Source organism: Bradyrhizobium ottawaense (assembly GCF_002278135.3).
GTDB classification, from domain to species: Bacteria; Pseudomonadota; Alphaproteobacteria; order Rhizobiales; family Xanthobacteraceae; genus Bradyrhizobium; species Bradyrhizobium ottawaense.
On sequence record NZ_CP029425.2, the window covers coordinates 2,308,170 to 2,335,095 of the forward strand.

At 65.5% G+C, this 26,926-nt stretch carries 25 protein-coding genes; 11 read left to right on the forward strand and 14 right to left on the reverse strand.

What is annotated here, in order from left to right:
- Window positions 1-82 precede the first annotated feature (82 nt).
- The 7 genes from CIT37_RS11005 to CIT37_RS11035 form a co-directional block, all read right to left on the reverse strand.
- The gene (locus CIT37_RS11005; protein ID WP_028145570.1) at window positions 83-910 is read right to left on the reverse strand and encodes an ABC transporter permease; all 828 of its coding nucleotides are present in this window, start codon (window positions 908-910) and stop codon (window positions 83-85) included.
- Window positions 907-2,169, reverse strand: a complete 1,263-nt coding sequence (locus CIT37_RS11010; protein WP_095426041.1) for an ABC transporter permease — start codon at window positions 2,167-2,169, stop codon at window positions 907-909. The genes CIT37_RS11005 and CIT37_RS11010 overlap by 4 nt, the downstream gene beginning before the upstream one ends.
- Window positions 2,170-2,191: 22 nt before the next feature.
- The gene (locus tag CIT37_RS11015; RefSeq protein WP_038971281.1) at window positions 2,192-3,250 is read right to left on the reverse strand and encodes an ABC transporter substrate-binding protein; all 1,059 of its coding nucleotides are present in this window, start codon (window positions 3,248-3,250) and stop codon (window positions 2,192-2,194) included.
- A gap of 48 nt (window positions 3,251-3,298) precedes the next feature.
- Window positions 3,299-4,408, reverse strand: a complete 1,110-nt coding sequence (locus CIT37_RS11020) for an ABC transporter ATP-binding protein (protein ID WP_038947716.1) — start codon at window positions 4,406-4,408, stop codon at window positions 3,299-3,301.
- A gap of 136 nt (window positions 4,409-4,544) precedes the next feature.
- A complete protein-coding gene (locus CIT37_RS11025) occupies window positions 4,545-6,113 on the reverse strand; it encodes a DUF4403 family protein (RefSeq protein WP_095426042.1) in 1,569 nt (522 codons plus the stop codon).
- A gap of 122 nt (window positions 6,114-6,235) precedes the next feature.
- Window positions 6,236-6,877, reverse strand: coding sequence for a Vgb family protein (locus tag CIT37_RS11030; RefSeq protein WP_095426043.1), 642 nt, complete (start codon window positions 6,875-6,877; stop codon window positions 6,236-6,238).
- A gap of 29 nt (window positions 6,878-6,906) precedes the next feature.
- Entirely contained in the window at window positions 6,907-8,127 is a 1,221-nt protein-coding gene (locus CIT37_RS11035) for a winged helix-turn-helix domain-containing protein (protein ID WP_095426044.1), read from the reverse strand.
- Between the two features lie 153 nt (window positions 8,128-8,280).
- Here CIT37_RS11035 and CIT37_RS11040 point away from each other — a divergent pair, with 153 nt between their 5' ends.
- On the forward strand, window positions 8,281-9,072 hold the full coding sequence (locus tag CIT37_RS11040) for a DUF899 domain-containing protein (RefSeq protein ID WP_370125883.1): 792 nt from the start codon (window positions 8,281-8,283) through the stop codon (window positions 9,070-9,072).
- The gene (locus CIT37_RS11045; RefSeq protein WP_038971273.1) at window positions 9,065-9,289 is read left to right on the forward strand and encodes a hypothetical protein; all 225 of its coding nucleotides are present in this window, start codon (window positions 9,065-9,067) and stop codon (window positions 9,287-9,289) included. The genes CIT37_RS11040 and CIT37_RS11045 overlap by 8 nt, the downstream gene beginning before the upstream one ends.
- 213 nt (window positions 9,290-9,502) lie before the next feature.
- Here CIT37_RS11045 and CIT37_RS11050 read toward each other — a convergent pair whose 3' ends face one another.
- Together CIT37_RS11050 and CIT37_RS11055 are read right to left on the reverse strand one after the other, a co-directional pair.
- On the reverse strand, window positions 9,503-9,922 hold the full coding sequence (locus CIT37_RS11050) for a c-type cytochrome (protein WP_244611224.1): 420 nt from the start codon (window positions 9,920-9,922) through the stop codon (window positions 9,503-9,505).
- A 114-nt stretch (window positions 9,923-10,036) separates the two neighbouring features.
- Window positions 10,037-10,753: a L,D-transpeptidase gene (locus CIT37_RS11055; RefSeq protein WP_095426047.1), complete on the reverse strand. Its 717-nt coding sequence runs from the start codon at window positions 10,751-10,753 to the stop codon at window positions 10,037-10,039.
- A gap of 274 nt (window positions 10,754-11,027) precedes the next feature.
- Between CIT37_RS11055 and CIT37_RS11060 the strand changes: the two genes are divergently transcribed.
- The 3 genes from CIT37_RS11060 (at window position 11,028) to CIT37_RS11070 (ending at window position 13,590) form a co-directional block, all read left to right on the forward strand.
- The gene (locus CIT37_RS11060) at window positions 11,028-12,080 is read left to right on the forward strand and encodes a glycosyltransferase family 4 protein (protein ID WP_161966373.1); all 1,053 of its coding nucleotides are present in this window, start codon (window positions 11,028-11,030) and stop codon (window positions 12,078-12,080) included.
- A gap of 35 nt (window positions 12,081-12,115) precedes the next feature.
- The gene (locus CIT37_RS11065) at window positions 12,116-12,805 is read left to right on the forward strand and encodes a class I SAM-dependent methyltransferase (protein ID WP_095426049.1); all 690 of its coding nucleotides are present in this window, start codon (window positions 12,116-12,118) and stop codon (window positions 12,803-12,805) included.
- Window positions 12,806-12,930: 125 nt separating this feature from the next.
- Complete coding sequence (locus CIT37_RS11070; RefSeq protein WP_095426050.1) at window positions 12,931-13,590, forward strand: hypothetical protein; 660 nt, start codon at window positions 12,931-12,933, stop codon at window positions 13,588-13,590.
- Window positions 13,591-13,892: 302 nt separating this feature from the next.
- On the opposite strand, the gene CIT37_RS11075 is transcribed toward CIT37_RS11070, so the two are convergent.
- Entirely contained in the window at window positions 13,893-15,557 is a 1,665-nt protein-coding gene (locus tag CIT37_RS11075) for an aminotransferase class III-fold pyridoxal phosphate-dependent enzyme (protein ID WP_095426051.1), read from the reverse strand.
- Between the two features lie 35 nt (window positions 15,558-15,592).
- Here CIT37_RS11075 and asd point away from each other — a divergent pair, with 35 nt between their 5' ends.
- Complete coding sequence (gene asd, locus CIT37_RS11080) at window positions 15,593-16,456, forward strand: archaetidylserine decarboxylase (protein ID WP_095426052.1); 864 nt, start codon at window positions 15,593-15,595, stop codon at window positions 16,454-16,456.
- Window positions 16,457-16,525: 69 nt separating this feature from the next.
- Window positions 16,526-17,119, forward strand: coding sequence for an NUDIX hydrolase (locus CIT37_RS11085; RefSeq protein ID WP_095426053.1), 594 nt, complete (start codon window positions 16,526-16,528; stop codon window positions 17,117-17,119).
- Window positions 17,120-17,256: 137 nt separating this feature from the next.
- Here CIT37_RS11085 and CIT37_RS11090 read toward each other — a convergent pair whose 3' ends face one another.
- Both CIT37_RS11090 and CIT37_RS11095 read right to left on the reverse strand, forming a co-directional pair.
- The gene (locus CIT37_RS11090; RefSeq protein WP_161966532.1) at window positions 17,257-18,711 is read right to left on the reverse strand and encodes a FecR domain-containing protein; all 1,455 of its coding nucleotides are present in this window, start codon (window positions 18,709-18,711) and stop codon (window positions 17,257-17,259) included.
- A 268-nt stretch (window positions 18,712-18,979) separates the two neighbouring features.
- The gene (locus CIT37_RS11095; RefSeq protein ID WP_095426055.1) at window positions 18,980-19,744 is read right to left on the reverse strand and encodes a DUF2147 domain-containing protein; all 765 of its coding nucleotides are present in this window, start codon (window positions 19,742-19,744) and stop codon (window positions 18,980-18,982) included.
- 193 nt (window positions 19,745-19,937) lie between these two features.
- On the opposite strand from CIT37_RS11095, the gene CIT37_RS11100 reads away from it, so the two are divergent.
- Complete coding sequence (locus CIT37_RS11100) at window positions 19,938-20,813, forward strand: DUF2147 domain-containing protein (RefSeq protein ID WP_028145552.1); 876 nt, start codon at window positions 19,938-19,940, stop codon at window positions 20,811-20,813.
- Window positions 20,814-21,139: 326 nt separating this feature from the next.
- Window positions 21,140-22,345 carry an extensin family protein gene (locus CIT37_RS11105; protein ID WP_028145551.1) on the forward strand — a complete coding sequence of 402 codons (1,206 nt, stop codon included), beginning with the start codon at window positions 21,140-21,142 and terminating at the stop codon, window positions 22,343-22,345.
- A 126-nt stretch (window positions 22,346-22,471) separates the two neighbouring features.
- Here CIT37_RS11105 and CIT37_RS11110 read toward each other — a convergent pair whose 3' ends face one another.
- Together CIT37_RS11110 and CIT37_RS11115 are read right to left on the reverse strand one after the other, a co-directional pair.
- Window positions 22,472-22,807 carry a DUF6665 family protein gene (locus CIT37_RS11110; RefSeq protein WP_038947698.1) on the reverse strand — a complete coding sequence of 112 codons (336 nt, stop codon included), beginning with the start codon at window positions 22,805-22,807 and terminating at the stop codon, window positions 22,472-22,474.
- Between the two features lie 44 nt (window positions 22,808-22,851).
- Window positions 22,852-23,487 carry a TetR/AcrR family transcriptional regulator gene (locus CIT37_RS11115; RefSeq protein ID WP_028145550.1) on the reverse strand — a complete coding sequence of 212 codons (636 nt, stop codon included), beginning with the start codon at window positions 23,485-23,487 and terminating at the stop codon, window positions 22,852-22,854.
- Window positions 23,488-23,683: 196 nt separating this feature from the next.
- On the opposite strand from CIT37_RS11115, the gene CIT37_RS11120 reads away from it, so the two are divergent.
- The gene (locus CIT37_RS11120) at window positions 23,684-24,997 is read left to right on the forward strand and encodes an HlyD family secretion protein (protein ID WP_028145549.1); all 1,314 of its coding nucleotides are present in this window, start codon (window positions 23,684-23,686) and stop codon (window positions 24,995-24,997) included.
- 29 nt (window positions 24,998-25,026) lie between these two features.
- Entirely contained in the window at window positions 25,027-26,610 is a 1,584-nt protein-coding gene (locus tag CIT37_RS11125) for a DHA2 family efflux MFS transporter permease subunit (RefSeq protein ID WP_095426057.1), read from the forward strand.
- Window positions 26,611-26,926 lie beyond the last annotated feature (316 nt).

Consider the following 26,926-nt stretch of genomic DNA (forward strand, 5'->3'; position numbering starts at 1 on the left):
GAAGCGTGGGCACGCTTCGCTTTGCCCACCCTACGATACTGCCGCCGTCCTTGCGGGGAAGGAGAGAAGTCACGCCCGGCTCTTAGCCGCCACCCTTGAGCCGTTCATTGCGGCGGCGCAGGCCTTCGAGGGTGGCGAGGAGGATCACCGAGACCGTCGTCAAAATGACCGCCGCTGCCGTGATCGTCGGGCTGATGTTCTCGCGGATGCCGCTGAACATTTCGCGCGGCAGGGTGCGCTGTTCCGGACCTGCCATGAACAGAACGATTACCACCTCGTCGAAGCTGGTCGCGAAGGCGAACAATGCACCCGAAGCGAGGCCGGGCAGGATCAGCGGCAGGATCACACGGCGGAACGCCTCGAGCGGCGAGGCGCCGAGCGAGGCGGCGGCGCGGGCCAGATTGGTGTCGAAGCTCTGCAGCGTCGCGCCGACCGTGATCACGACGAAAGGCGTCGCCAGCGCGGTGTGGGCCAGGATCAAGCCGAGATAGCTGCCGGTCAGTCCGATCGGCGCGAAGAAGAAATACAGGCCGACCGCGGTGATGACACCGGGGACGACGACCGGCGACAGCACGAAGGCCAGCACGAGCGGTTTGAACCGGCTCTTCCACTGCGCCAGACCGAGCGCGGCCAGCGTGCCGAGCACCATGGACAGCAGCGTCGAGGCGACGCCGATGATCATGCTGTTCTTCAGCGAATTCATCCAGCGCGGCGAATTGAGGAAGTCGTCGTACCAACGCAACGACAGGCCCGGCAGCGGATAGGTCAGGTACGAGCCCGAGCTGAAGGACAACGGCATGATCGCCAGGATCGGCGCGATCAGGAAGATGAACACCAGCGTGGAGACAATGATGGTCGCGGTCCACGCGATGCGCTGGCTGGGCGTGCGGAGGGGAGCATTGTCGCTCAATTCTTCATCCCTCCCGTGACCTGCTGGCCCTGCACCAGCTTGCCGTAGACCAGTGCCAGCAGAAGGGTGGCCAGCAGCAGCACCGCACCGAGCGCCGAAGCAAGGCCCCAATTGGCGGTTTCGGTGGTGTAGAGCGCGATGAAGTAGCTGATCATCTGATCGGCGGCGCCGCCGACGAGCGCAGGTGTGATGTAATAGCCGAGCGCCAGGATGAACACGAGCAGGCTTCCCGCGCCGATGCCGGGCAGGGTCTGCGGCAGGTAGATTCGCAGGAAGGCGGTGACCGGTGGCGCGCCGAGCGAGGCCGCGGCACGCATGTAAGCCGGCGAGATCGCCTTCATGCTGCTGTAGAGCGGCAGGATCATGAATGGCAGGAGAACGTGGGTCATCGCCACGCAGACGCCGAAGCGATTGTAGATCAGGCGCAACGGCTCGTCGATGATGCCGAGCCAGTGCAGGCTGTCGTTCACGACGCCCTTGCTCTGCAGCAGCACGATCCAGGCGCAGGTGCGGACCAGGAGCGAGGTCCAGAACGGCAGCAGGACGAAGATCATCAGCAGGTTCGAGCGGCTCGGCGGCAGCGTCGCCAAGAGGTAGGCGACCGGGAAGCCGAGGATCAGGCAGAGTACGGTGACGCTGAGGCTGATGATGAAGGTGCGGGTGAACAGGCTGCGATAGATGGCCTGGTCCGGCGGGGCCGCGACGATCACGCCGTCGACGTTCCTGACAAGGTCGAGCGCCGCCAGAAGGTAGAAGCCCGTGACCGGGCCACTGGCATCCCTGATTGTCGTCCAGGTCGTGCGTTCGCGCCAGGCCGGATTGATCTTGCCCAGCGTCTCCTTGGCCGTGCCGGGCTCGGGCATCGTCTTCAGATTGCGTGCCGTGCTGGTCAGGATCGTGCGAAAACCGTTGAGTGCGTAGTTCAGCCGCTTGGCCGCAATCGCAATGGTGCCGGAGGTGCGCGCCGCCATGATGTCGCTTGCCAGCGCAGCAAAGGCTTCTTCGTCCGGCAGGTCCTTGCCGTTCCAGCTGGCGAGAGCCGCGAAGGTTTGAGGCAGAACCTGACGCACTTCCCGGTCATCGATCGCGCGCCACAGCATGCCGGCGATGGGGCCTGCGAAGGTGAAGAGCAGGAAGACGAGAAGCGGCGCGATCAGCGCCAACGCCTTGACCTGGCGTGTCCGCTCCGCGCGCCTCAATCGGCGCTTGAGCGGCACCTCGGTCGACGCATTGGCACCGGACAGGGACGCATCCGTCATTCGTCGAGCCTTGCCGGGCGCGCTATTTCGCGGCCCATTTGTTGAAGCGTTCGGTCAGGCGGTCGATGTTCTCGAGCCAGAACGCAACGTTGATCTCGACCGCATTCTTGATGTTGTCAGGCGCCGTCGGCAGGTCCTTCAGAACGGCCGGCGCGAGCCGTCCGGCTGCGTCCTTGTTCGAGGTGCCATAGGAGATATTCTCCGACAGTTTCGACTGGTTCTCCGCCTTGCCTGCGAAGTCCAGGAACTTGTAGGCGGCGTCCTTGTTCGGGCTGCCCTTCAGGATGACCCAGCTGTCGAGCGTGAACAGCGCGCCGTCCCAGACCATGCCGAAGTTCTTCTTCTCGTTCTTGTTCGCTGTGTCGATGCGGCCATTGTAGACCGAGGTCATCGCGACTTCTCCGGAGGCGAGCAGTTGCGGCGGCTGGGCGCCGGCCTTCCACCACACGATGTCGCCCTTGATGGTGTCGAGCTTCTTGAACGCGCGCTCGACGCCTTCGTCGGTCGCCAGCACCTTGTAGACGTCCTTCGGCGCGACGCCGTCGGCCATCAGAGCGATCTCCAGCGTGGTCTTCGGGCCCTGACGCAGGGCGCGCTTGCCCGGAATCTTCTTGGTGTCGAAGAAGTCGGCCCAGCCCTTGGGCGCTTCCTTCAGCTTGTCCTTGTCATAGCCAAGAACAAAGTCATAGAGGATGGCGCCGACGCCGCACGGATTGACCGACGGCGGGATGTAGGCGGCCTCGCCGCCGATCTTGGAATAGTCCAGCTTCTCGAACAGGCCTTCCTCGCAGCCGACCGCGAGTTCGTCGCTCTCGACCTGGACGACGTCCCAGGTGGCGGCGCCGCCCTGCACCTTGGCACGCAGCACGCCGACGCCGCCGTCCCAGGATTCATCGTTCATGGCAATTCCGGCCGCCTTCTTGAACGGTTCGAAATAGGCCTTCTTCTGGGCATCCTGATACGCTCCGCCCCACGACACGACGGTGAGGTCGCGCGCCTGCCCGACCGTGGCCAGCGCGGCGCTAGCGGTGAAGGCCGCGGCGAAACCCAGAGCAATCTTGCCAATCTTGCGCTTCAGCATGGTCATGGTTCCTTCTTCATGTGCGTTGCGTTGAGTTCGATCGCTGGATCAGACGGGATCGAGGGCGAGGCAGTCCTCGGGGTGAAAGGTGACGAACACGTTTGCACCGTGTGTCAGGCTGTCATGTGCGCCGGGCTGAAGCTTGACCATGAACTCGGCATTCCCCGAGACATCGAGCACGGCCAGCGCGTGGTCGCCGAGATAGATGGTGTTCTGCACCCTGGCCGGCAGCCGGTTCGGTCCGTCGCTGGAGGTGCCGTCCGGGATAATGGTGATCCGCTCCGGCCGCACCGACAGCGAGGTCGATGCGCCCGCGCCTGATACATTGACCGCCCGTGCGGTGACAGTGCCGCCGCCAGCCAGCGCGACGCGGCAATAGTCCTTGTCGACCGTCTCGACGGTGCCGGCCAGCACATTGTTCTCGCCGATGAAATGGGCGACGAAGCTGTTCACCGGATGCTCATACAGCGCGTCGGGCTTGTCGATCTGCTGCACGATGCCGTCGTTGAACACGGCGATGCGGTCCGACATGGTGAGCGCTTCACTTTGATCGTGGGTGACGTAAACGACGGTGATGCCCATCGTCTCGTGCAGTTGCTTGATCTCCAGCTGCATCTGCTCCCGCAGGCGCTTGTCGAGAGCGCCCAGAGGCTCGTCCATCAGCACGAGCTGCGGATTGAAGACCAGCGCGCGGGCCAGCGCCACGCGCTGCTGCTGACCGCCGGACAGCTGTCCGGGCCGCCGGTGCGCCAGGTTTTCCATCTTGATCATGCGTAACGCCGATCCAACGCGTTCCTGCACGTCCGCCTTGTTCGTCTTGCGAACGGATAGCGGGAAGGCAATATTCTCCGCGATCGTCAGGTGCGGAAACAAGGCATAGTTCTGGAACACCATGCCGATGTCGCGCTTGTGCGGCGGCATGTTCTTGATCGGCCGGCCCGCGAGGTAGATCTCGCCATGGGTCGGAACCTCGAAGCCGGCCAGCATCATCAGCGTGGTCGTCTTGCCCGAGCCCGACGGGCCGAGCAGGGTGATGAACTCGCCCTTCCTGATGTCGAGATCGAGGTTCTTCACCACCAGATGCTCGCCATCATAGGTCTTCTGAATGCCGGAAAAGCGCACCAGTGCCGGCGCAGGCGTGACCATGCCGGCTTCCATGTTGACCTCGCGTTTACCCGCTACAGTGCTGTCGGCACCTCATTCGAGGTTGCGAGGAACAGCTTAGCATCCTCCGATCAGAATGCCAGCGGCGCAACCGATCAAGAGGCGTCCAAGCGCGGCGAATGAAGGCGAGCTACATCCCCGACAGCTTCGTCACCGACACATTCAGCGTGCCGCCGGCTTCCGCGACCACGCGCAGCGTCTTGGAATCGAAGGCGATGTCGGCCAGCGTCAGGCTGTCGATCTTGGCGTCGACCTTGACGCCGTCCTCGCTCTTCTGGAAGTCGGCGATGACGCCGGCGATCTTCTCGCGCGCGTTGGCGGCGATCGGCTTCAGGTCGAGCGTCGCCCTCTGCAGCAGTGCTTGCTGCATCTGCGGCACCACCGCGCGCGCCGCGGCACCCAGTAGGCCGAAGGCGGCTTCCGATTCCACAGCAAGCTGGATGTCGGTGAGCCGCAGCGTCTGCTGCCCCTGGTCGAGCACCGGCCGGCCCCAGATGTGCACGGTCGCCTCGGCGCCGAGACCGAGCCAGCTCTTCTTTTCCTTGGCGCGCGCCAAAAGCGAGATCAGCAGGCGCTCGCCCGACGGGACCACGTTGACGCTCTTGACGGTCACGTCGACCGGGCCGGAGCCGTCCTCGGGATAGGTGTGGCCGACCATCTGCGCGGCGATCAGCTTGTTGATCTCGGTGAAGGGCACGTCGATGGGCACGCCGATGCTCACGCCGGTGCCGGTCGGCGGCACGATCGAGATCTTGTCGGGGAACGGGCAGTCCGGCTTGGTCTGCGTCGACGTCACGCGCGTCTCCGCTTCCAGCCCCATCAGCAGCGTCACGGCCTGGGCATCGACGCGCGGCTGCGCGGCAATGGCGCGGATCGGCTTCATCTCCAGCCAGAGCGGCGGAAGCGCGGCCGAGGAGCCCGAGCCCTGCAGCGGGATCGAGCGGCAGGCCTTGGCCCATTGCAGCTTCGCATTCTCGCGCAGGCTCGGATCGTTGCGGATGCGTTCGGAGACGATGTTGATCTGCTCGCCGACATTCTTGTCGATCAGCGGCTTGACCTGCGCCGGCACGTTGACCTTGGCGCCGGCGACGTTGAGGTTGGTGTCGCCGAGATTGACCTGGGCGCCGAGATTGGGCTCGAGATGCCAGTTGGCCGCGAGCTTTGGCCGCGAAGTGACGATCACGTTGCCCTTGATCTCAGCGCTGGCGTTGAGATTCTTGATATTGACCGCGCCGATCCGTTTCGCTGCGTCACCGCCGAGCACGCCGCTGAGCGCATCGCCGAGCGCGCCGGTGGCTTTCGAGGACAGCGAGCCCGTCACGTTCAGCTTGCCGCTGAGCGGTGTCGAGATCGTCAGCACGTCCTTGTCGCCGGCAGCTGCCATCGGCCCGCGCACGGCGGTCCAGCCGATGTCGGCGTTCTCCAGGATTTGCGAGATCGGGTTGTCGGCCTTCCCTGCGAAATTGCGCGGGGCGGCCTTCTCGGCCTGGTCGCGGATCGCCGACAGCGCGATGGCGACCGGCGCCACGACGATCGAGCTCTTCGCGACCGGCGGCAACGGCGGCAGTTGCGCTACCGGCGGCGCGGAATTCGTCGCGCGCGGCGACAGCCAGTCCATGGCCTTCAAGCTGATGAAGAACGACGCCGCGAGCACTACGACGGCGATCGTGATGGTCTTCAGATTCAACGTCAGTCGCATCGATCCCCCAAGCCGCCCCGGCAGGGATTCTACAGGGCAGGCGAGGAGGGCGCTAGAGCGCACCGATGGGGTGGAATTGGGGCGAACGGGCTAACGGCAGCGACCGCATCGCTGCCGTGCATTCAGGCCCCGCGCCGGGGACGGCGGACCGCTCTCACATTGCCGTTAGCGCCACCGCCGCAGAAGAAGCGGTCGCCGCCGTCGGACTCCAGTCCTGACACCATCGTCCCCGCCGGCAGGTCGAGCAGTTCGAGTACCTTGCCCGTGTCAGGATCGATCCGCCTGATATCGCTATCCTCGCCCTCCCAGGTGCCGTGCCAGAGCTCGCCATCGACCCAGGTCACCCCGGTCACGAACCGCTTGCTCTCGATGGTGCGAAGGACCTTGCCCGTGTCCGGATCGACCTGATGGATCTTGCGCTCGCGATATTGCCCGACCCACAGCGAGCCCTCGGCCCAGGCCAGGCCGGAATCGCCACCGCCACCCGGCGCAGGAATGCTGGCGAGCACCTTGCCCGAGGCCGCATCGATCTTCTGGATGCGATCCTCGGCGATCTGGAACAGGTGCCGGCCGTCGAACGCCGTACCCGCATGGGCTGCGACATCGAGGGAGCGCGCGACCTTGCCGCTATCAGGATCGATCGCATTCAACTTGTCGCCGGATGCGAACCAGACATGGCTGCCGTCATAGGTGACGCCATGCACGGCCTCGACGCCGGCAAACGGTCCGTACTCCCTGATGATCTCGGCGGCTGAACGCTTCATGTGATCGCTCCCTGTGATGTGCTCCTACCTTACGTCTTCAGGAGCGGTCCCGGGAGTAACAAGCCTGTCGGGAAACCCGGGACAGGCGGCGTCATCCAGCGCCGCGCCCGCCCATGTCCGAACGACTGCACCTTGTTCGATCGCGCCAGCTCGTCGAGCGCGCGTTGAACCGTGCGCGCACTGGTTCCCAGTGCCAGCGCGAGCGCCGAGCTCGACCACGGCTCGCCGTCGGAGAGGAAGGCGAGGACAGCGGCGTGCTTCTCCTCGACGGGCCGCGCCAGTACCATGACCTGCCGCGTCTTGCGCGGCGTCAGTGCAAAACCCTGCTTCGTCGCAGTGACATCGGCCACAGGCTTGAGCTTGGCGCGGAGGCGGCCGATCTCCACGCGCAGGCGCGCGCGGTGCGATTCATCGACGTGCCTCGCCTGAAACGCCCCAGCCATCAGCGCCTCTCGCGAGACGTCCGCGGGCCAGGCCTGCGCCAGGACGCGGGCGAGTGCGAACAGCACCGGGCGGGTTCCGAGCGATACGATCGTGCCCCGCCTGCGCACCGAATGATGGAACGTGTCTACGACCAGCGCGTCCGAAGCCGCGAGCTCCTCGACCTGCTCCAGCAGCAACGGACGTTCGTTGCCATGCGTGATCAGGCGTGCCGCGGGCGTATCGAGCACGCGGTTCGTGCTCTCGACCTCGGCTGTCAGCCCTGGGATGCCCGCCAGGCTCGCTGCGTGAGCCGCCCGGCCAAGCGCCACGCGCGCGTCTTTGGTTCTGAGCCGCCGTATTGCGATGCCGGCGACCACGAGCTCGCGGACGACCTGCGGGGCAGGCGGCAGCGGGGAGGTGCCGAGCTCGGCGAGGATACGCTCGGCTTCGTCGAGCCGTCCGACGAGAAGAAGACGGCGTGCCTCGATGTGGCCTGCATGCGTGGCATTGGCGACATCGCCGTGCTTTTCGAGCGTCGTCCGTGCCGCCGCGAGCGTCTTCGTCGGCCAGCCGAGATCGCGCGAAACCAGCGCGATCTCGGCTTCGGCCACCACGCATCTCGCGCGAGCCACAGCCTCGCGCGGACCGAAGGCGCGCGCGGCGCTTCGCAGCAGCGTCTTCGCCTTTGCGAGATCGCCGAGCTGCGCCATCGCGATGCCGCGCAGCGCCAGCGACGGCGCATCGTTGCGCAACGCAACGCGGTTCAGCGCGCCGAGCGGATCGCCGGCCTCGAGCGCGCGCGCTGCGGCCGTGATCAGCGACTCCATGTCAATCCCGCCACACTTGTTACTCCCACCGCGCAACCACGAGGTGCCAGAATTCGTTGACGGCCGACAAGGTGCGGTGAAGGGCGAGCGGTTCCACGAGACGCGGAATGATCGCCCAGGCAAGACGTCAGGCAGGAGATTCGGAGAGTCATGATGACATTAGCCCAAAACGAACGGAACAACGGACAGGCCGACATGCAAACACCGCCGGTGGTGTCGCCGCAGGATTGGGAGGCCGCCCGTCAGCAACTGCTCGTGAAGGAAAAGGCGCATACCCGTGCCCGCGACGCCCTGGCCGCCGAGCGCCGGCGCATGCCGTGGATGGAAGTGAGCAAAACCTATGCGTTCGAGGGGCCCGGCGGCAAGGTCAGCCTGCTCGACCTGTTCCAGGGCCGACGGCAGCTGATCGTCTACCGCGCCTTCTTCGAGCCCGGCGTGTTCGGCTGGCCTGATCACGCCTGCCGCGGCTGCTCCATGGTGGCCGACCAGGTCGCCCACGTCGCGCATCTCAACGCTCGCGACACCACGCTGGTGTTCGCCTCGCGGGCGCCGCAAGCCGACATCATCAGGCTGAAGAAGCATATGGGCTGGACCATGCCGTGGGTCACCGTCACCGACAGCTTTGATGCCGATTTCGGCGTCGACGAATGGCACGGGACGAACGTGTTCTACCGCGACGGCGACCGCATCTTCCGCACCTATTTCATCAAGAGCCGCGGCGACGAGCAGATGGGCGGCACCTGGAATTATCTCGACATCACGCCGCTCGGCCGCCAGGAGGTCTGGGAAGACTCGCCAAAAGGCTATCCGCAGACGCCGACCTACAAATGGTGGAACTGGCACGACAGCTACACCGAAGGCGCGGCGCCCGACCAGAAGTGGGTCGAGATCTCGGACGCCGGCGAGAAGGCGTTTCGTCAGGAGGCGGCGGAAGGTCGTGACTAGTGCCGCCAGCCTTGCCAGATGGCTCGGCCTCGCGGCCACGCCGACCTTTGCGATCATGGCCGGGCTGACGGCCATGATCGGCGGCGGTCAGGCGGACATGCTGTGCGCCGCCGGGCGCGGGTCTTCGCTCGGCGAGATGGTGCCGATGTATCTGCTGATGAGCGCGTTTCATTCAGCGGCGTGGCTGAGATTGATCTCTGAGAGGACCGGCGGATGAGCGATTTCCGCCGGTGTGAACGCCTCGTCCTTAGACGACCGCTTCGCGGTCTCCTCAGGATGAGGCTGACTGGCATTCGCGCCCTGGTGCAATAGCTGCGTGAGCACGAGCTGCCGCACACTCCGCCCTCATCCTGAGGGCCCGCCGCAGGCGGGCGTCTCGAAGGATGCGCTGCGATTTCGAATGCAAGCCTCACACGCGGCGCCCACGCGACTATTGCCCGCCCGCCGCCTGCAGATACGCCACCACCTTCGCCGCGTCCTCCGCCGAGACGCCGCCATAGGGCTGCATCTTATTGCCCGACACCACCTCGTCCGGCTTGACCATGAAGCGCGTGAGCTTGTCCTGGTCCCAGACGAAGCCGGCCTCTTTCATCGAGAACGAGTAGTTGTAGTCCGGCAGCGAGCCGGCCTTGCGTCCCACGATCTTGTTGAGATTGGGACCGAGGCGATTGTCGCCTTTTTTCACGGAATGGCAGGTGCGGCAGGAATTGTTGAAGGCCTGCTGAGCTGCCGCGTCGCTCGCCGGCTGCTGCGCGAGCGAGGAGGGTACGGACACGAGCAGCGTTAACGCTCCGGCACCGGCGACTGGGCGCAGCCACTGAAACGGCGAGGATTGCAGGCGTGGTTGCATTTGCGCCTCCATCGGGGACCCGCGCCGCAGCAAGCGCGCGCCGGAATGTCGAGGGCAAACGAAGGCGGCCCCGGGGATGTTCCGGGGCCGTTTGCGTCACAATGTCCTGTCGGTTCAGCGCGTCGCGGTTCCGAGCTCCGCGCGCCGTTCCGTCATCGGCAGCACAATCACCTTGGTGCCGACGTTGACGCGGGAGTAGAGGTCGGAAACGTCATCATTGGTCAGGCGGATGCAGCCGGAGGAGACGCGCTTGCCGATGGTGTCGGGGGCGTTGGTGCCGTGGATGCGGTAGATGGTGCCGCCGAGATACATGGCGCGGGCGCCAAGCGGGTTGCCGGGGCCGCCGGCCATGTGGCGCGGCAGATAGGGCTGGCGGGCGATCATTTCCGGCGGCGGGGTCCAGGCCGGCCACTCGGCCTTCCTGGTGACGGACTGCGTGCCCGACCAGGTGAAGCCGTCGCGGCCGACGCCGATGCCGTAGCGCAGCGCCTGGCCGCCTCCGAGCACATAATAGAGATAGGTGTTGGGCGTATCGATGATGATGGTGCCCGGCGCCTCACGCGTCGCGTAGGAGACGGTCTGGCGGCGGAAGCGTGCCGGCATCTCCACGGCGTCCTGATCCTCGGACGGCTCGGTCTGATAGGTCGGCGCCTGGTAGGGCTGATAGGGCTGGATCGGCTGCGGCGCGGCGAACGGCGGCAGCGGCTGGAAGAAGGGGAAGAGCTGCACCGGCGCGGCCTTGGCGCTACCCGCGAATGCGATCGCGGAGACCGCGACTGCACTGAGCGCAACGGCGCGCGAAAACGTCTTGAACGTATCCAGATTGAACATGTGATCGCCCCTGTTTGCTCGGTGGTTTCGGCCACCGCGGCACCGTTGCGGTGCTCTGTTGCTGAGATCACTAACCGCAAAACGTTTCGGGACATTTGCGCGGAAAACCGAAAACGGTTTCACGGCGGCAAGGATTGTTTCATGACAGTTTCGTGGCCGCAGGTGCCCGTTAACGAACAAAACGGTGGGCCGACACTTCTGTGACGTCACACGCCTGAAATATCCTTCGTTGATGGTCGGAAACCGAGAATCATCAAACTCTCGGGATTTCCCCATGCGGGTATTAATCGCGACTGACGCCTGGCATCCCCAGGTTAACGGTGTGGTCCGCACCCTGACCTCGCTGGCGAATGCCGCCAAGGCCCTCGATGTCGAGATCGACTTCCTGACGCCGGACGGCTTTCCGTCCTGGCCGCTGCCGACCTATCCGGGCCTGCGCATCGCGCTGCCGAGTGGAAAGGAGATCGCGCGGCGGATCGAGAAGGCTGCGCCGGACGCGCTCCACATCGCGACCGAAGGTCCGATCGGCTGGGCCGCGCGAGCCTATTGCCGTCGCAACCGGCTTGCCTTCACCACGTCCTACACGACGCGCTTTCCCGAATATGTCTCGGTGCGGACCGGCATCCCCGCCGCCGTCGGTTATGCCGTGCTGCGCCACTTCCATGATGCCGCCGCGATGACGATGGTGGCGACGCCCTCGCTGCGGCAGGAGCTCTCCGAACGTGGCTTCAAGCGGCTCGGCTTCTGGACGCGCGGCGTCAACACCGAGCTGTTTCATCCCGACTCGCCGGCACGGCTCGATCTGCCGGGGCCGATCTTCATGACCATGGGCCGGGTCGCGGTAGAAAAGAATCTCGAAGCGTTTCTCTCGCTCGATCTGCCCGGCACCAAGGTGGTCGTGGGCGACGGCCCGCAGAAGGCGGCGCTCCAGAAGAAATATCCGGAGGTGGTGTTCCTCGGCGAGAAGAAGGGCGCGGAACTCACTGCGCATCTCGCCGCCGCCGACGTGTTCGTGTTTCCGAGCCTGACCGATACGTTTGGCGTGGTGCAGCTGGAGGCGCTGGCCTGCGGCACGCCGGTTGCGGCGTTTCCCGTGACGGGTCCCAAGGACGTGATCGCCGATCATCCGATCGGCGCGCTCGACCACGATTTGCGTACCGCGTGCCTGCGCGCGCTCACCATGTCGCGCGAGACCTGCCGTAACTTCGCGCTGGAGCGTTCCTGGGAAAACAGCGCGCGCCAGTTCGTCGGCAATCTCACCTCACTTCAGCCCAGCCGCGCCTTGCGCGCCTCGCCTCGGATGGCGCGGCGGCCGGTGCGCGGTTGATCCCAAACGTCTGACCCACAGCGAGAACCTCATCGATGGCTAAGATCATGAACCTTGACGGCACCCAGCAGCTCGATCTCACCCGTGGCACGGTCGAGCAGGCCTATGACCGCTGGGCGCCCGTCTACGATCTCGTGTTCGGCGGCGTGTTCGCCAAGGGCCGGCAGGCGGCGATCGCGGCCACCAACAAGATCGGCGGCCGCGTGCTCGAGGTCGGCGTCGGCACCGGCATCTCGCTGCCGCTCTATGCACCGAACCTGCGCATCTTCGGCACCGATATCTCGGAAGCGATGCTCGACAAGGCGCGCCAGCGCGTCACCGAAGGCAAGCTGAAGAACGTCGAAGGCCTCGCGGTGATGGACGCCGAGAAGCTCGAATTCCCCGACAATTCCTTCGACGTCGTGATGGCGCAATATGTCGTCACCGCGGTGCCGAACCCGGAGAAGGCGCTCGACGAATTCGCCCGCGTGCTGCGTCCCGGCGGCGAGCTGATCATCCTCACCCGCGTCAGCGCCGATGCTGGCATGCGCCGCTTCATCGAGCAGAAGCTGCAGCCGGTGGTGCGTCCGCTCGGCTTCCGCACCGCCGAGTTCGCCTGGTCGCGCTATGCCAAATGGCTGGCCGGCGCCCACGGTATCGAGCTCGCCGAGCGCCGCCTGATTCCGCCGCTCGGCCATTTCTCACTGGTGCGCTTCCGCAAGGTCGACGTCGCGAAAGCGGCGTGAGCTGAAGCTCACGCGTCGCGTGCGTCATCGCGCCGCTGCACATCGTCACATGACAAAATGATGATGTCACACGGCCTACATCGAATCCCTGTAATCCCGTACCCGAAAGCATTTTGGGGGAGAGCATGATCAAGAATTATCTCGAGCAGCTGCGGATCCAGCGCTGGGACGACCATCGCTACTATCACCACAGCCGCATCAACCAGAGCCTGCACTTCATCAGCGCGCTGAGCTTTCTCTTCGCCTATGTCTGGCTGTTCATCGACCCTGTCGTCTCCGCGCTGGTCGGCTGGCTGGTCTCGATGACCTCGCGCCAGGCCGGTCACTTCTTCTTCGAGCCGCACGGCTACGACCACATCAACCAGGCCACCCACGAGCACAAGGAAGAGATCAAGGTCGGCTACAATCTTCAGCGCAAGGTGGTGCTGATGGCGATCTGGGCGGCTTCGCCCCTGGTGCTGTTCGCTGATCCCTCGCTGTTCGGCCTGTTCACCCCCTGGGCGTCCGCGACCGACTTCATGCGGCAGGTTGCCAAGATCTGGCTCGTGGTCGGCGGCGGCGGTCTGTTGTTCCGCACCGTGCACCTGTTCTTCATTCGCGACGTCGAGACCGGCCTCGTCTGGATGACCAAGATCCTGACCGATCCCTTCCACGATCTGATGCTCTATCGCAGCGCGCCGCTCGCCCTGATGCGCGGCGAGCTGATGGACCCCGGCCTGCACCTCAACCCCGAGCACACGCTGGGCCTCATCGGCGAGCCCACGCTCGAAGAGCAGCACGCCTGACACGGCCGTTGCCCGGATCGCGAATGTCCATGGTCTACGTCATGCCCGGGCTTGTCCCGGGCATCCACGTCTTGGGGGCTGCTTCCTCGCCTCTCCTCGCGTGCGGGGAGAGGCCGCAGCGCATCGAAGATGCGATGCGGGTGAGGGGGGCTCTCCGCGGGGGTGCCGCCAGATGGTCGCGCACTAACTCTCACCGACTGCGCGGAGAGTCCCCCTCACCCCAACCCTCTCCCCGCAGGCGGGGAGAGGGAGAGGAGAGACCTCGCCCCGGAATGACGGTGAATGTGGTTGGAGTGCCGGCCTCAGCGCCCGAAGCGCTTGGCCAGCATCTCTTTCAAAATCTGCCGCTTGATGTTCTTGTTGGTGAGCACGCCATCGTGCCACCAGAAGCCGTCGGCCTTCATCTTCTGCGCCGCGCGGACGAAGCGTTCGGCGACTTCGCTGAAGTCGGCGTCGGTGTAGTTGAGGCTGAAGATCAGCCGGCCGGTGCCGACCCAGCTCAAGGACAGGCCTTCGGCGCGCAGGTAATATTGCAGCATCCAGTTGTAGCGGGACGGGGTGGTGTATTTCACCGTCCAGATCGACGAGAAGTTGGCGAACCGTACTGGCAGGCCGGCGTCGGTCATCATCTGGTTGAGTTTCTGCGCGCGGCCGTTCCAGGTCGCATCCAGCCCGTCATAGATGGCGCGAAAATTCGGGGAGGCGAGGCGGCTCAAAAACTCGTCCATCGCCGTCATGACGTACGGATGCGAGTTGAAGGTGCCGCGGGCGAAGCAGACGTCGGCGGGGCGGTCGTCGCGGAAGCGGCGCATCAATTCCTTCTTGCCGCAGACCACGCCGACCGGCAGGCCGCCGGCGAGGCTCTTGCCGTAGGTCACCATGTCGGCGCGCACGCCGAAATATTCCTGGGCGCCGCCGGCGGCGAGACGGAAGCCGACGAAGACTTCGTCGAAGATGAGCACGATGCCGCGCTCGGTGCAGACTTCACGCAGCCTCGCGAGCCATTCAGTGTAGGCCGCGCGGTCGAAATTGCCGCCGCGAGACGAGTCGACCAGCGAGGAATCGCCGGGCGCGTTGGCGTTGGGATGCAGGCCCTGCAGCGGGTTGACCAGCACGCAGGCGATGTCCTTGCGCGTGCGCAGGACGTGCAGCGTCTTCTCGGACATCTCGGCGAGGGTGTAGGTCTCGTGCGCGGAAATCGGGTTGCCGACGCCGGGCTGCACGTCGCCCCACCAGCCGTGATAGGCGCCGGCGAAACGAACCAGATGCGTGCGCTTGGTGTGGTAGCGCGCCAGCCGCACCGCCTGCATCACGGCCTCGGTGCCGGACATGTGGAACGAGACTTCGTCGAGGCCGGAGATCTGGCGGAGCCGCTGCACGTTCTCGAGGATGACGGGATGGTAGGGGCCGAGCACGGGGCCGAGTGCATGCGCCCGCTTCTCGGCGCCCTCGATGCACTCCTTGTAGAAGTCGTTGCCGAAGATGTTGACGCCGTAGGAGCCCGTGAGGTCGTAGGAGGTGTTGCCGTCGACGTCCGTGACGGTGACGCCGCTCGAGGACTCCATGAAGGTCGAGGTGCCCAGATGCTCGCGGACGAGACGCGAGAACTGGAACGGCACGCGGTAGCTCTCGGTGAAGTTCAGGTCGGAGATGGTTTCCGCCGCTTCCTTCGTCATCGCGCGACCCCTGGGGTAGCGCTCGGCGTAAAGCTTGGCGAGGCGGAAGAAGGCGTCCTTACGCTGCGCCACCACGTTATCAGGCGCGCCGTCGCAGCCGAAATATTTGTCGCCCTCGAATTCGTAGAACGGGAGCAGCTTTGCCACCCGGCGCGACATCTTGGAGTGCCCGGCGAGCGACCGGTGCTTGGCGCGGGACAGTTCGACCCGCGCCTTGAGCTTCGGGAGGACGGCGGCAGCAGACGCTGCGGCGGCCACGGACATCGAGAGAATCGGGAGTGTCGTTTCCATGACAACAAGCGCTAATACTGTGAGCTGACAGATTCATGACAGTCAAAGCCCTCATCGCCTCTTTCACCCAGCAGGAAGACCTCAACTTCCTGTTGACCAACCGCATCCCCCGCGCCGCGCTAACCCGCTTCATGGGCTGGTTCTCCAAGATCGAGAATCCGCTTGTGCGGGACTTCTCGATCGCTCTGTGGAAGCTGTTCTCCGACCTCGATCTGTCGGAGGCGCGCAAGACTCATTTCAAGAGCCTGCACGACTGCTTCACCCGGGAGCTCAAGCCGGGACTGCGGCCTTTTGATCCCGACCCCTCCATTGTCGCCAGCCCCTCCGACGGCATCGTCGGTGCCCACGGGAAGATCGCCGACACCGAGCTGTTTCAGGTCAAGGGCGCGCCCTATTCGCTGCTCGACCTGCTCGGCGATTCCGCGCTGGTCGACCAGCACCGCAACGGCTCCTTCGTCACGCTGCGGCTGACCTCGAGCATGTATCACCGCTTCCATGCACCCTATGACGCGCATATCGAGCGCGTCACGCTGATCCATGGCGATGTCTGGAACGTCAACCCGATCGCCTTGAAGCGGGTCGAGCGCCTGTTCTGCAAGAACGAGCGCGCGGTGATCCGGACGCACCTTTCGACCGGCGAGGCCGTGACCCTGGTGCCGGTTGCCGCGATCCTGGTCGCGAGCATCCGCCTGCACTTCCTCGACATGGTGCTGAACGCGCAGACCCGCGGCCCGGTCAATTTCCCCTGCGACGTCAACGTGGCCAAGGGCGAGGAGCTCGGCTGGTTCGAGCACGGCTCGACCATCATCATCCTCGCGCCCGGCGATTTCACCTTCTGCGACGGCATCGCCGAGGGCACGCGCATTCGCGCCGGTCAAGCGCTGTTGAGGAGAGGATAGCCTTCAATCCGCCGCGTCCGACGCCTATATCGTGCTGCGGGGATGCATAGATCGACACGGATGTGAGTGATGGCGCGAGCGCCGGTCATGGCGGCGGGTGGTATTGTGCTGCGGCGTGGAGCTGTGCCGCTGATCGCGGTCGTGCGCCAGCGCAAGCGCAACGAATGGGTTTTGCCCAAGGGAAAGCTCGACGACGGCGAAACGCCGAAACAGGCCGCGCACCGCGAGGTGCTCGAGGAAACTGGACACGACGTCGCCATCCACGAATTCCTCGGCACGCTCGTCTATCAGTCCGGCGGGCGTTCCAAGGTCGTGCATTTCTGGCGCATGGAAGCTGAGGGCGGTCCGGTCCGCAAGCTGATGAACGACATCAAGGCGGTCGACTGGCTGCCGCTGGACGACGCGCTTGCGCGCCTGTCGCGCGAATATGAGCGCGCCTTTCTGACCCAGATCGGCCCGATCGCGCTTGCGGCAGCGGGGCTGGCGTCGCCGCCCGCGCCCCAGCCGACGCCGCCGCTCGCGGCCGACGATATCGATGCAACGCTGCAGACGCTGACGCCGGCCGAAGCCGCATCCGTCGAGGAGCTGCGGCATGGTCTCCTGCAGAAGGTGAAGGCCTGGCTGCGCGGCGAGCTTGCGGGGAGAGGTCGGATTGCATCGTAGATGCAATCCGGGTGGGGGCACTCTCCGCGAGTTTCACTGCCACTATTTCTGCGGAAGCAGCCCCTCACCCTAGGCGAGGAAGCAGCCCCTCACCCTAGGCGAGGAAGCGCACCGAGCGCGCTCATGCACGCCGAACTTTACCGCCGCTCCTTCTCCTTCGGAGCCGGCGCCGGTCTGCGCGGCGCTACGGGGCGTTGCGCGGCAGGGAGGCGCTGCTGGAAGCCGCCGGGTCGCTGCATGCCCGGCGGTTGGACTGCGGGCGGATGGGCCGGCTGCATGCCGGTGCGCGGCAGTTGCGACTGCGGATGAGTCCCGCCCGGCTGTGACGGCACGACTCCTCCGGGCTGAATCTGCCCACCACGCTGCGGCTGTGTTTGCGGCGTGGCGTTCGGCGGGGTGGCTTGTCCAGGGCGCGTTGGACGCCCTGCGCCTTGCTGCTCGCCGCGCTGCGGCTGGCCTTGTTGCTGTTGTCCTCGCGGCAGTTGCCCCTGGCCCGCACGCGGCGTGCCCGGTTGCACGACGCCGCCTTGTCCTTGTTGTCCTTGCCGCGGCGGCTGCTGCGTTCCTTGCCGGCCCGGCGTGCCCGGCTGCTGCTGACCCGGACGGTTGTTCTGACCGGGCTGGCCGTTCGGCCGCTGCGGCTGTTGGCCAGGTGCGGTCGTCGGCCGCAATTGTTGTTGCTGCGGCGCCTGGGCCGGCCGCGGAATGCGGCTGAGCGCGGTCGGATTGGCGCGGCGGAAGTCACGCTGCTCGGTGACGATCTGGCGGCCCGTGGTTTGCGCCAGATGCACCTGGCCGACGAAACCGCGGTCGCGTGCGATCTGTTGCGCGGGAATCGTGATCGGCACCGCGGCGAAGCGCATGATTCCGGCAGTGGCCGCGCCGGGCCGGATCGCAAAGCCGCTCGCGCCTTGCGTCAGCGCGCCGAGTCGCGTGCCGCTGGTGCGGTCGTCGACGTCGATGTGGCCGACGCGGCCGTCGGCGTCGGGATAGAGCTTGATGTTGACGTTGCGCGCGCTGCTCGCTGCCGCGCCTTCAGGCACCTCGACGACGCCGGTGGTGCCGCGGATGCCGAGCGTCGCGGTCGGCGTCGTGATTTTCATGTTACCGGTCTTCGCCACCGCAGCTGCAACGAAGGCCACTGTGCCCTTTCCGACGTCGAATATCCCTGAGTTCTGCCTGCCGCCGTCCTCATAGACGTAATTGTCGATGGTGATCTTCGAGCTGGCTGAAAGATTGAACGTGGTGGCGTCGTCGAAAGTGATGCCGACCGTGGAGTTCGACGAGGTCTGCACCACGTCGTTGAGATAGATGTCGTCGCGCACGCGCAGCGGATAGGAATTCTTGTCACGGATCACGGTCGCGATGCCCGTGACGGTCGCAACGTTGCCGATCGGCTCGACGGCGGCGGGTTGTGCGTCCGCGGCCGGTGTCGGTGAAGCCGATGGCGTCGGGGAGGGCGCTGGCGCCGGCTGCGCTTGTGGCTGGGCCTGGGCGACTTCGATCGCATCGGATGCGATCGCAATGCTCGCGCCTGCCAGCGGCAATGCCGGCAGCACGAGCGCGAACACGAAGCGGCGCCAGGCCAGCATTGATGTCACGAGGAAGTCCCGGTGAGAACGCGAGCGAGATCGGTTGATATCAGCCGGGGGGACCTGAATGGTGGATGAACGTGTGTGGCAGGAGGAGGGCCGAACGTTCAGACGTCACGTTCGGTGAGGGATTTGGCGCCGCCTTCTTACTCGTCATTCCGGGGCGCGACGAAGTCGCGAACCCGGAATCTCGAAGTTGTGGTGCGAGTTCGCCGCGCGAGATCCCGGGTTCGATGCTTCGCATCGCCCCGGGATGACACCTGCGGTGTCAGCTCACGCGCTTCCAGGTCTGGCCGCCGCAGAACATGCCGCCGAAGGCGCAACCCTGCACGCGCATCGCATTCGGACCCTTCATCGCGATGGTCGAGTCGTAATTGCGGCCGGAGTCGGGATCGTGGATGCGGCCGCTCCACTTCGAGCCCTCTGGCTTCATGTTGATCAGGATGCGCGCATTGGTCTTTTCGGCATAGCCGCAGAGATTGGCGCCGCACTGCTCGACGCGGACATTGCCCTTGTTCTCTTCGGTGGCCCAGACGCCGATCGGCGTGTTGGCAACCACCACAGGCGCCGGAGCAACCGCGACCGGCGCGGGTGCAGGAGCAGGAGCCGCGACGGGCGCCGGCTGCGTATTGGCGTCAAAGCCGACCGACGGCGCGGCAGCAGCCGTCGCGGCCGGAGCGGCGGGAGCCGTGACCGCGGGCGCGGCCGGCGCGGTCGCCTGCGCCGGCGCCTGCTGCACCGGCTGCTGCTGCACCGAAGCTGGCGCGGGCTGCGCAGTCGTCGTGCTTGGCGTGGTGTCGTCATCGTCCTTGGAGCCGCCAAGGCCCTTCAGGTTGATGTTGTTCAGCTTGATCGGCTTGTCCGACAGGCCCGGCGCAACGATGGTCACGCAGTTGAGCGAGGCGCAGTTGCGCGGCGTCTCGATGCGGATGTGCTGGCCTTCGATCTGGAACGAGATCGTGTTGCCGCCGGCATGGGCGGCGGCGGTCGACGCCAGAAAGAGCGCGGTGGCGGCGATGGTGAGCTTGTTCATGACAACCTCCGAAAATGGCGTGGTCCCGATGGACTGAAGTCGCCGGTGGATGAAGCGTGGTTCGAGCCTACGCCGGCCTGGCCGGGCGTTCTGTGATGGGGGTCACAACGGTGCCGCGCCGTCTGGGTGAGGCAGCGCACATTCAGCCGCGTCGCCTCGGCGTAAGCTCGCGGCGACACTCAGGGAGGTGTGGATGAAACGGCTTGCGACTTCGCTTGGCACCTTGATCGCACTGATGGCGATCACGCCCGCGGCCGTGGCCGGTTCCTATTCCTTCTCGATCGGCGGTCACCGGTTCCATGTCGAGTCGCCGCGCAATTGCCGGTCGGCCTCTTGTGTGTCGGTCTCCAGCCGCAGCCTTCGATCGACAGACGATGTCGACACGACATCAGCCGCGCCGCCTGCGGTCGCACCGCTGCAGCCGGCCTATCCCGCAGCTCCCGTCCGACCGGCGCAAGCAACCATCGTCGTGCCGCCACCGGCGCCGACCGGCCCTGTCGTCACCGCGACGACGTCGCAGCCCGTTGTCCTGCCGCCGCCAAGGGTCGAGGCGCCGACACTCGTCACGCCGAGCCTCAATCCGCCACGGATCGACCCGCCGCGAATGGATCCGCCGAAGATCGTTACGCTCGATCCGCCGCGCATGGAGCCGCCGCCCTTCCCAAGTCCCGAGATCAAGCAGACCGCAACGGTCGCACAGCGCAGCGACGATGAGCCGGCTTATATGCCACTGGGCGAATGGGAGAGCCCCGGCGCCAAGGGCACGGTTCGCATCGAACGCTGTGGCCCCGCACTGTGCGGTTACGCGCTGACGGAGGCGTCGAGCCGCGGCGAGAGCGTGCTCGTCAACATGAAGCCGAAGTCGCACGACGTCTGGACCGGCAACATCTACAGCCGCTCCAGCGGCAACACCTATTACGCGACCATGACGCTGAAGAGCTCCGGCCGGCTCCACGTCGAAGCCTGCGCGCTCGGCCGCTTCTGGTGCTCCGGCAACGACTGGACGCGGATCGAGGCGCCGCGAGAGCAAATGCTCACGACGTCGCGGCAATGGAGCGCGCGGTCGTAGTTTTTCTCCCCCTCTCCCCTTGCGGGAGAAGGGACGAAGAGCGTGTATCGGAGCGATAAGCCGCTAAATCATGCCGAGCACGATGGCGCCGACGAAGGCCATGGCGAGGTATGCGGCGACAACGCTCAGTCTCCCGGCGAACGTCATGAGGTCGCTCCCTCCATGCGCGCCGCTTTGCGCGCAGGCATCATGGTTAACAGAGAGTCTCCTTGCGAAAAAGTCAGGCTTGCTGTCGCTCAGCCTGCCGGCTCCGGGCCCGTATGGTTAAAGAACTCTGAAATCAACGTGTTGAAGAGTCTTTAAGTAAATTCACCGAACGTGCGTGCATGACGCGCGGAGTTCGTTTGTATCTCGTCGGCTCCATCGTCCTTGTTTCGCTAGCGGGTTGCGGACGCGGCTTCTTCCAGGCCGAACGCGAACCGTGGCGAGCCGAGGCCGAAGCCGCATGCCTGAAATCGGGCGCGGTGAAAGAGGGGCCGGATCTCGTCCGCATCGACCCGATCTCCGGGCCCGGCATGTGCGGCGCCGAGTTTCCGCTCAAGGTCGCCGCCATCGGCGAAGCCTCGAGCAGCTACGGCTTTGCCGACGAGGAGCTGCGCCCGCCGGGCAGCATCGGCGGCCAACCGCGCTGGCCGGTGACGCAGCCGCGGTCGACTACGCCGCAGAGCCAGAACTATCCGGCATCGTCCTATCCGCAACGATCGAACTATCCCGAAAGCGCGGTGCGCCAACCCTCCGGCTATGGCAGCTCAAGCGGGCCGGTGTCACTGAACGCGCCCGGCGTGGCGGCGCAGGAGGACGAGATCGACCTGCCGCCCGACGGCACCGATGCCGCGGGCGCGGCGCGCTACATGAATTCGCCGAGCTATCCGGCGCGGCCGGCACCTTACTCGCAGGCGCCTGCGCAGCAGCCGCCGCCGCGCCTTGGCCCGGCGCAGGGCAATCCCGTCACGGCCGTCGGTCCGGTCGCGATCAAGCCGACCGCGACGCTCGCCTGTCCGATCGTGTCCGAGCTCGACCGCTGGCTCGCCGACACCGTGCAGCCTTCGGCGATGCGCTGGTTCGGCGTCCGCGTCGCCGAGATCAAGCAGATCTCCGCCTATTCCTGCCGCGGCATGAACGGCAATCCGCATTCCCACATCTCCGAACACGCCTTCGGCAACGCGCTCGACATTGCCGCCTTCGTGCTCGCCGACGGCCGCCGCGTCACCGTGAAGGACGGCTGGCGCGGCATGCCGGAGGAGCAGGGATTTTTGCGCGACGTACAGTCGGGCGCTTGCGCGCATTTCACCACCGTGCTCGCGCCGGGGTCGAACGTCTATCACTACGATCACATCCACGTCGATCTGATGCGCCGTGCCAGCCGCCGCCTGATCTGTCAGCCCGCCGCCGTCTCCGGTGAAGAGGTGGCCTCGCGCGCGCAGTCGCGCAGGCCGTACGCGAATGCGCGCGAGCCTTCCGTGACCGGCTCGCTCGGTGTGCGCAAGAGCACGGGGCACAAGCGCGAGGAAGACGATTACACCGACGATTAGACGGACGCAGCTGCTCTTGTCGCCCGGATGAGCCAACGGGTCGGCGCGAAGCGCCGCCCGATGACAGGCTCCGCGATATCCGGGGATAATGGTCCCGCATGTCGCTGCACTCACGCGGGCTACGATCTACGTCCGCTTCGCCGGTGCGGGGACCAACCCCATGCAGAGCTGCACCTCGCCCGGGACATTGTAGGTGCGCATGATATGGCGGCTGTCGCGCAGGCCGGTCGCCTCACGCTGCACCACGAACATCCAGAGCGCCTGACCGGCTTCCATCACCAGCTTGCGCCTGGCCGGTTGCATCGAGGCCGGCAGCTCCGAGAGCGCGTGGGCGGCGTCGAACTCGCGCAAGCGGGTTAGCGCCTGTTCGAGTGTGCGGCCCATCCGTCCAAGCGCCGAGGCCTGTTCCTGAACGATCTCGTAATGGAGGATATCGACGGGCGGGCGAAGATCACGGGACATGACCGCAAATATAGTGCCGCCTGACGGGCCTGCGCAACGCGCAGCTACTTCGCCTTGTATGCCGCCATAAACATCCGCGTCGCACTGTCGACGACCTCGGTCATGCGCTGTTCCGACGGCGCGGGCGCGGCCTGGAACACGAAGGGCAGAAAGAGGGACGCCTTGCACAGCTCCATGAACTGGGAGGCGGCAAGGTTGCAATCGTCGATCTTGAGATGGCCCGAGGCGACATGGGCTTTGAGATAGTCGGAGAGGCGGTTGATCGACTTGTCCAGCACCCGCGCATAATAGCGGCGGCCGACATCGGGCATGCGCTCGGCGATCGCCATCACGGTGCGGATCGCCGATCCGCCGCCGGGCCGGCAGAGCAGATGGATATAGGCCCGGCCGAACTCCTTCAGCGTGGTCTCGGCATCGCGCGCCGGATCGAAATTGAACACGACCTGGCCGAACTGGAGCGCCTCCTGCTCGAGGATGGCTTCGAACAGCGCGCTTTTGTCGGCGAAGTAGACGTAGAGGGTGCCCTTGGAGACCTGCGCGGCGCGCGCGATCTCGCCCATGCTGGCGCCGTCGAAGCCGAGATCCATGAACACTTTGCGGGCGCCGTCCAGGATCTGGCGACGCTTGGAGCCGTCCTCCTCCTGGATGACGTGCAGATGATCGCGGCCGGCTACAACCATTGGTTCAGGGTCTCGGCAGGTTTTTGAGTCGGGTCTGCGGCCATGAAACCCGAATAAAGGATTCTCGTCAGTAGGGTCCGGCCGGGATTATTATGTATATTGACCGAACCGTTCGGTCAATGGTATTTGGATTAGCGAGAGGGAACAGTCCGCACGCCGGCTGTCTCTTTGATCGCGCTTTTTTGGGGAGGCCTTTATGGCCGTATCGAGAGACCAGGCTGCGCGCGTCCTTCGCCAGGAAACGGTGGAGGAGCACGCGGACGGTGATGCTGCGATCGAGAACGCTGCACCCCTTGCCGAGCAATTGCGCTCTCACGTGGCCGAGGAAGCCAGGCGCCGCACCGCCGAGGCGCCGGAGAAGCCCGTGACCGACAAGCCGGCCGCGCCAGCGCCGGAGGCACCCGCCGCCGGCGCTCCCAAATCCGGCAAGCGCAAGTTCGTCCTGATGGGCGTCGGCCTCGTGCTGGCGCTCGCGGCCGCGAGCTATGCCGGCTACTACACGCTGGTTGGCCGCTTCTACATCTCCACCGATGACGCCTATGTCCGCGCCAACAACACCATGCTGGGCGCGCGCGTCTCCGGCCACATCGCCTCGATCCTTGCCGGCGACAACACGACCGTGAAAGCGGGCGACATTGTCTTCCGCATCGATGACGGGGATTACAAGATCGCGGTCGATGCCGCCGCGACCAGGATCGCAACCCAGCAGGCCACCATCGATCGCATCGGCCGCCAGGTCGCCGCGCTCGACAGCCAGGTGGCGCAGGCCAAGGCGCAACTCGTCTCGGCTGAAGCGGGCCTCAAGCGCGCCGATCTCGACTATGAGCGCCAGCAGGCCCTGAGCAACAAGGGGTTTGCCTCGCGCGCCACCTTCGAGAGCTCGGAAGCCGGACGCGACCAGGGCGCCGCCGCAGTCAAGGCCGCGCAGGCCGCATACGACGTTGCAATCAGTAATGTCGATGTCGCCAAGGCGCAGCAGGCCGAAGCCCAGGCCCAGCTCGCCGAGCTCAAGACCACGCTCGCCAAGGCCGAGCGCGATCTCAGCTTCACCGCGGTGCGCGCGCCGGTCGACGGTACGTTCTCCAATCGCCTGGTCAACGCCGGCGACTTTGTCGCGGTCGGCCAGCGCCTCGGCAACATCGTGCCGCTGGACGCCGTCTATATCGACGCCAATTTCAAGGAAACGCAGCTCAAGCGCATCCGTCCCGGCCAGTCGGTGACGATCAAGGTCGATGCCTACGGCATGCGCAAGTTCTCCGGTGTCGTCGACAGCATCGCGGCGGGCGCGGGCTCGGTGTTCACGCTGCTGCCGCCCGACAACGCCACCGGCAACTTCACCAAGATCGTGCAGCGCGTGCCGGTCCGCATTCGCGTGCCAAAGTCGGTAGCGAAGCAGAACCTGCTCCGTGCCGGCATGTCGGTCTATGCGACCGTCGACACCAACAAGGGCGCGGCCGACGCCGACAGCGAGGTCGACCTCGACGATCCCACCGCGATCCACCCGCAGTAGCCACAGCCTCAGCGCTGCGAGGTCAGACCATGGCCAACGCCACCACCGCTTCACCCGCCATGATGGCGGACGCCGCTTCGGAGCGCATCGCGCCGAAGCGGTTGTTCGCGTTCATCATCATGGTGTTCGGGATGTTCATGTCGATCCTGGACATCCAGATCGTCTCGGCCTCCCTGAGCGAAATCCAGGCCGGATTGTCGGCGAGCTCCAGCGAGGTCTCCTGGGTCCAGACCGCCTATCTGATTGCGGAGGTCATTGCGATCCCGCTGTCCGGATTCCTGTCGCGCGCCTTCGGCACGCGGCTGTTGTTCGCGATCTCGGCGGCTGGCTTCACCGCCTCGAGCCTGCTCTGCGGCTTCGCCACAACCATCGAGGAGATGATCCTCTGGCGCGCGCTGCAGGGCTTTCTCGGCGCCGGCATGATCCCGACGGTGTTCGCCTCGGCCTATACCGTTTTTCCGCGCTCCAAATTCCACATCGTCGGCCCCATCATCGGGCTGGTCGCGACGCTGGCGCCGACCATCGGACCGACGGTCGGCGGTTACATCACCGACCTGATGTCGTGGAACTGGCTGTTCTTCATCAACGTCGTGCCCGGCATCGGCATCACCCTGGGCGTGCTGGCGCTGGTCGATTTCGACGAGCCGCATTTCGAGCTGCTCGACCGCTTCGACTGGTGGGGTCTGTTGTTCATGGCGGGCTTCCTCGGCACGCTGGAATATGTGCTGGAGGAGGGGCCGCAATATGAATGGATGCAGGATACCTCGGTCGCGATCTGCGCCTGGATCTGCGCGATCTCGGCCATCGCCTTCTTCTGGCGCGTCTTCACGGCGGCCGAGCCGATCGTCAACCTGCGCACCTTCTCCAACCGCAATTTCGCGATCGGCTGCGTGCTGCAGTTCTGCATCGGCATCGGCCTCTACGGCCTGACCTACATCTATCCGCGCTATCTCGCCGAAGTACGCGGCTACAGCGCGCTGATGATCGGCGAGACCATGTTCGTCTCGGGGATCACCATGTTCCTGGTCGCGCCGCTGGTCGGCCGCCTCATGGTGAAAGTCGACATGCGCTACATGATCGCATTCGGCCTCGTCGTGTTCGCGATCGGCTCCTACCAGATGACATGGATCACGCGCGACTACGATTTCTACGAGCTGCTGGTGCCGCAGATCCTGCGCGGCATCGGCATGATGTTCGCGATGGTGCCCACCAACAACATCGCGCTCGGCACGCTGGCGCCTGATAGGGTGAAGAACGCTTCGGGTCTGTTCAACCTGATGCGCAACCTCGGCGGCGCCGTGGGCCTCGCCGTCATCAACACCGTGCTCAACGACCGCACCGATTTGCACATCACCCGCCTCCAGGAGCGCGTGACCTGGGGCAATGCGACCGCGACCGAAACCCTGACCATGTTCATGCAGAAGTTCCAGGGCCTCGGCGATTCCACGTTGATGGCGATGAAGCAGCTCTCCCAGCTCGTGCACCGCCAGGCCGTCGTGATGAGCTTCGGCGATGCCTTCTTCGTGCTGACGCTGTTCTATCTCGGCCTCACCCTGCTGGTGACGCTGCTGAGCAAGCCGGCCCCACTGACCGGCGGCGGCGACGCGCATTGAGCCTGCCACACACGCGGTGTCATCGTCCGGCTTGACCGGACGATTCAGTATTCCAGAGGCCGGCGTTGGTGAACTCGCTCTCACCACATCCGCCGCGGCGTACTGGATGCCCCGCTTTCGCGGAGCATGACGGCGGAGGGCGGGGCGGCTGTGGAGCGCATCAAGGCCGCGCGCACCAAATTGCAACACTCATCCGTGATCTCGCGCGAGCCCCGTTGCAAGTCGCGAACGACACATCTATAAAGCGCACCTCATTCACTCGAACCGGGGAGAGATTTGCATGATTTCGTCGCATTCGCAGATCGTACGCCCGCGC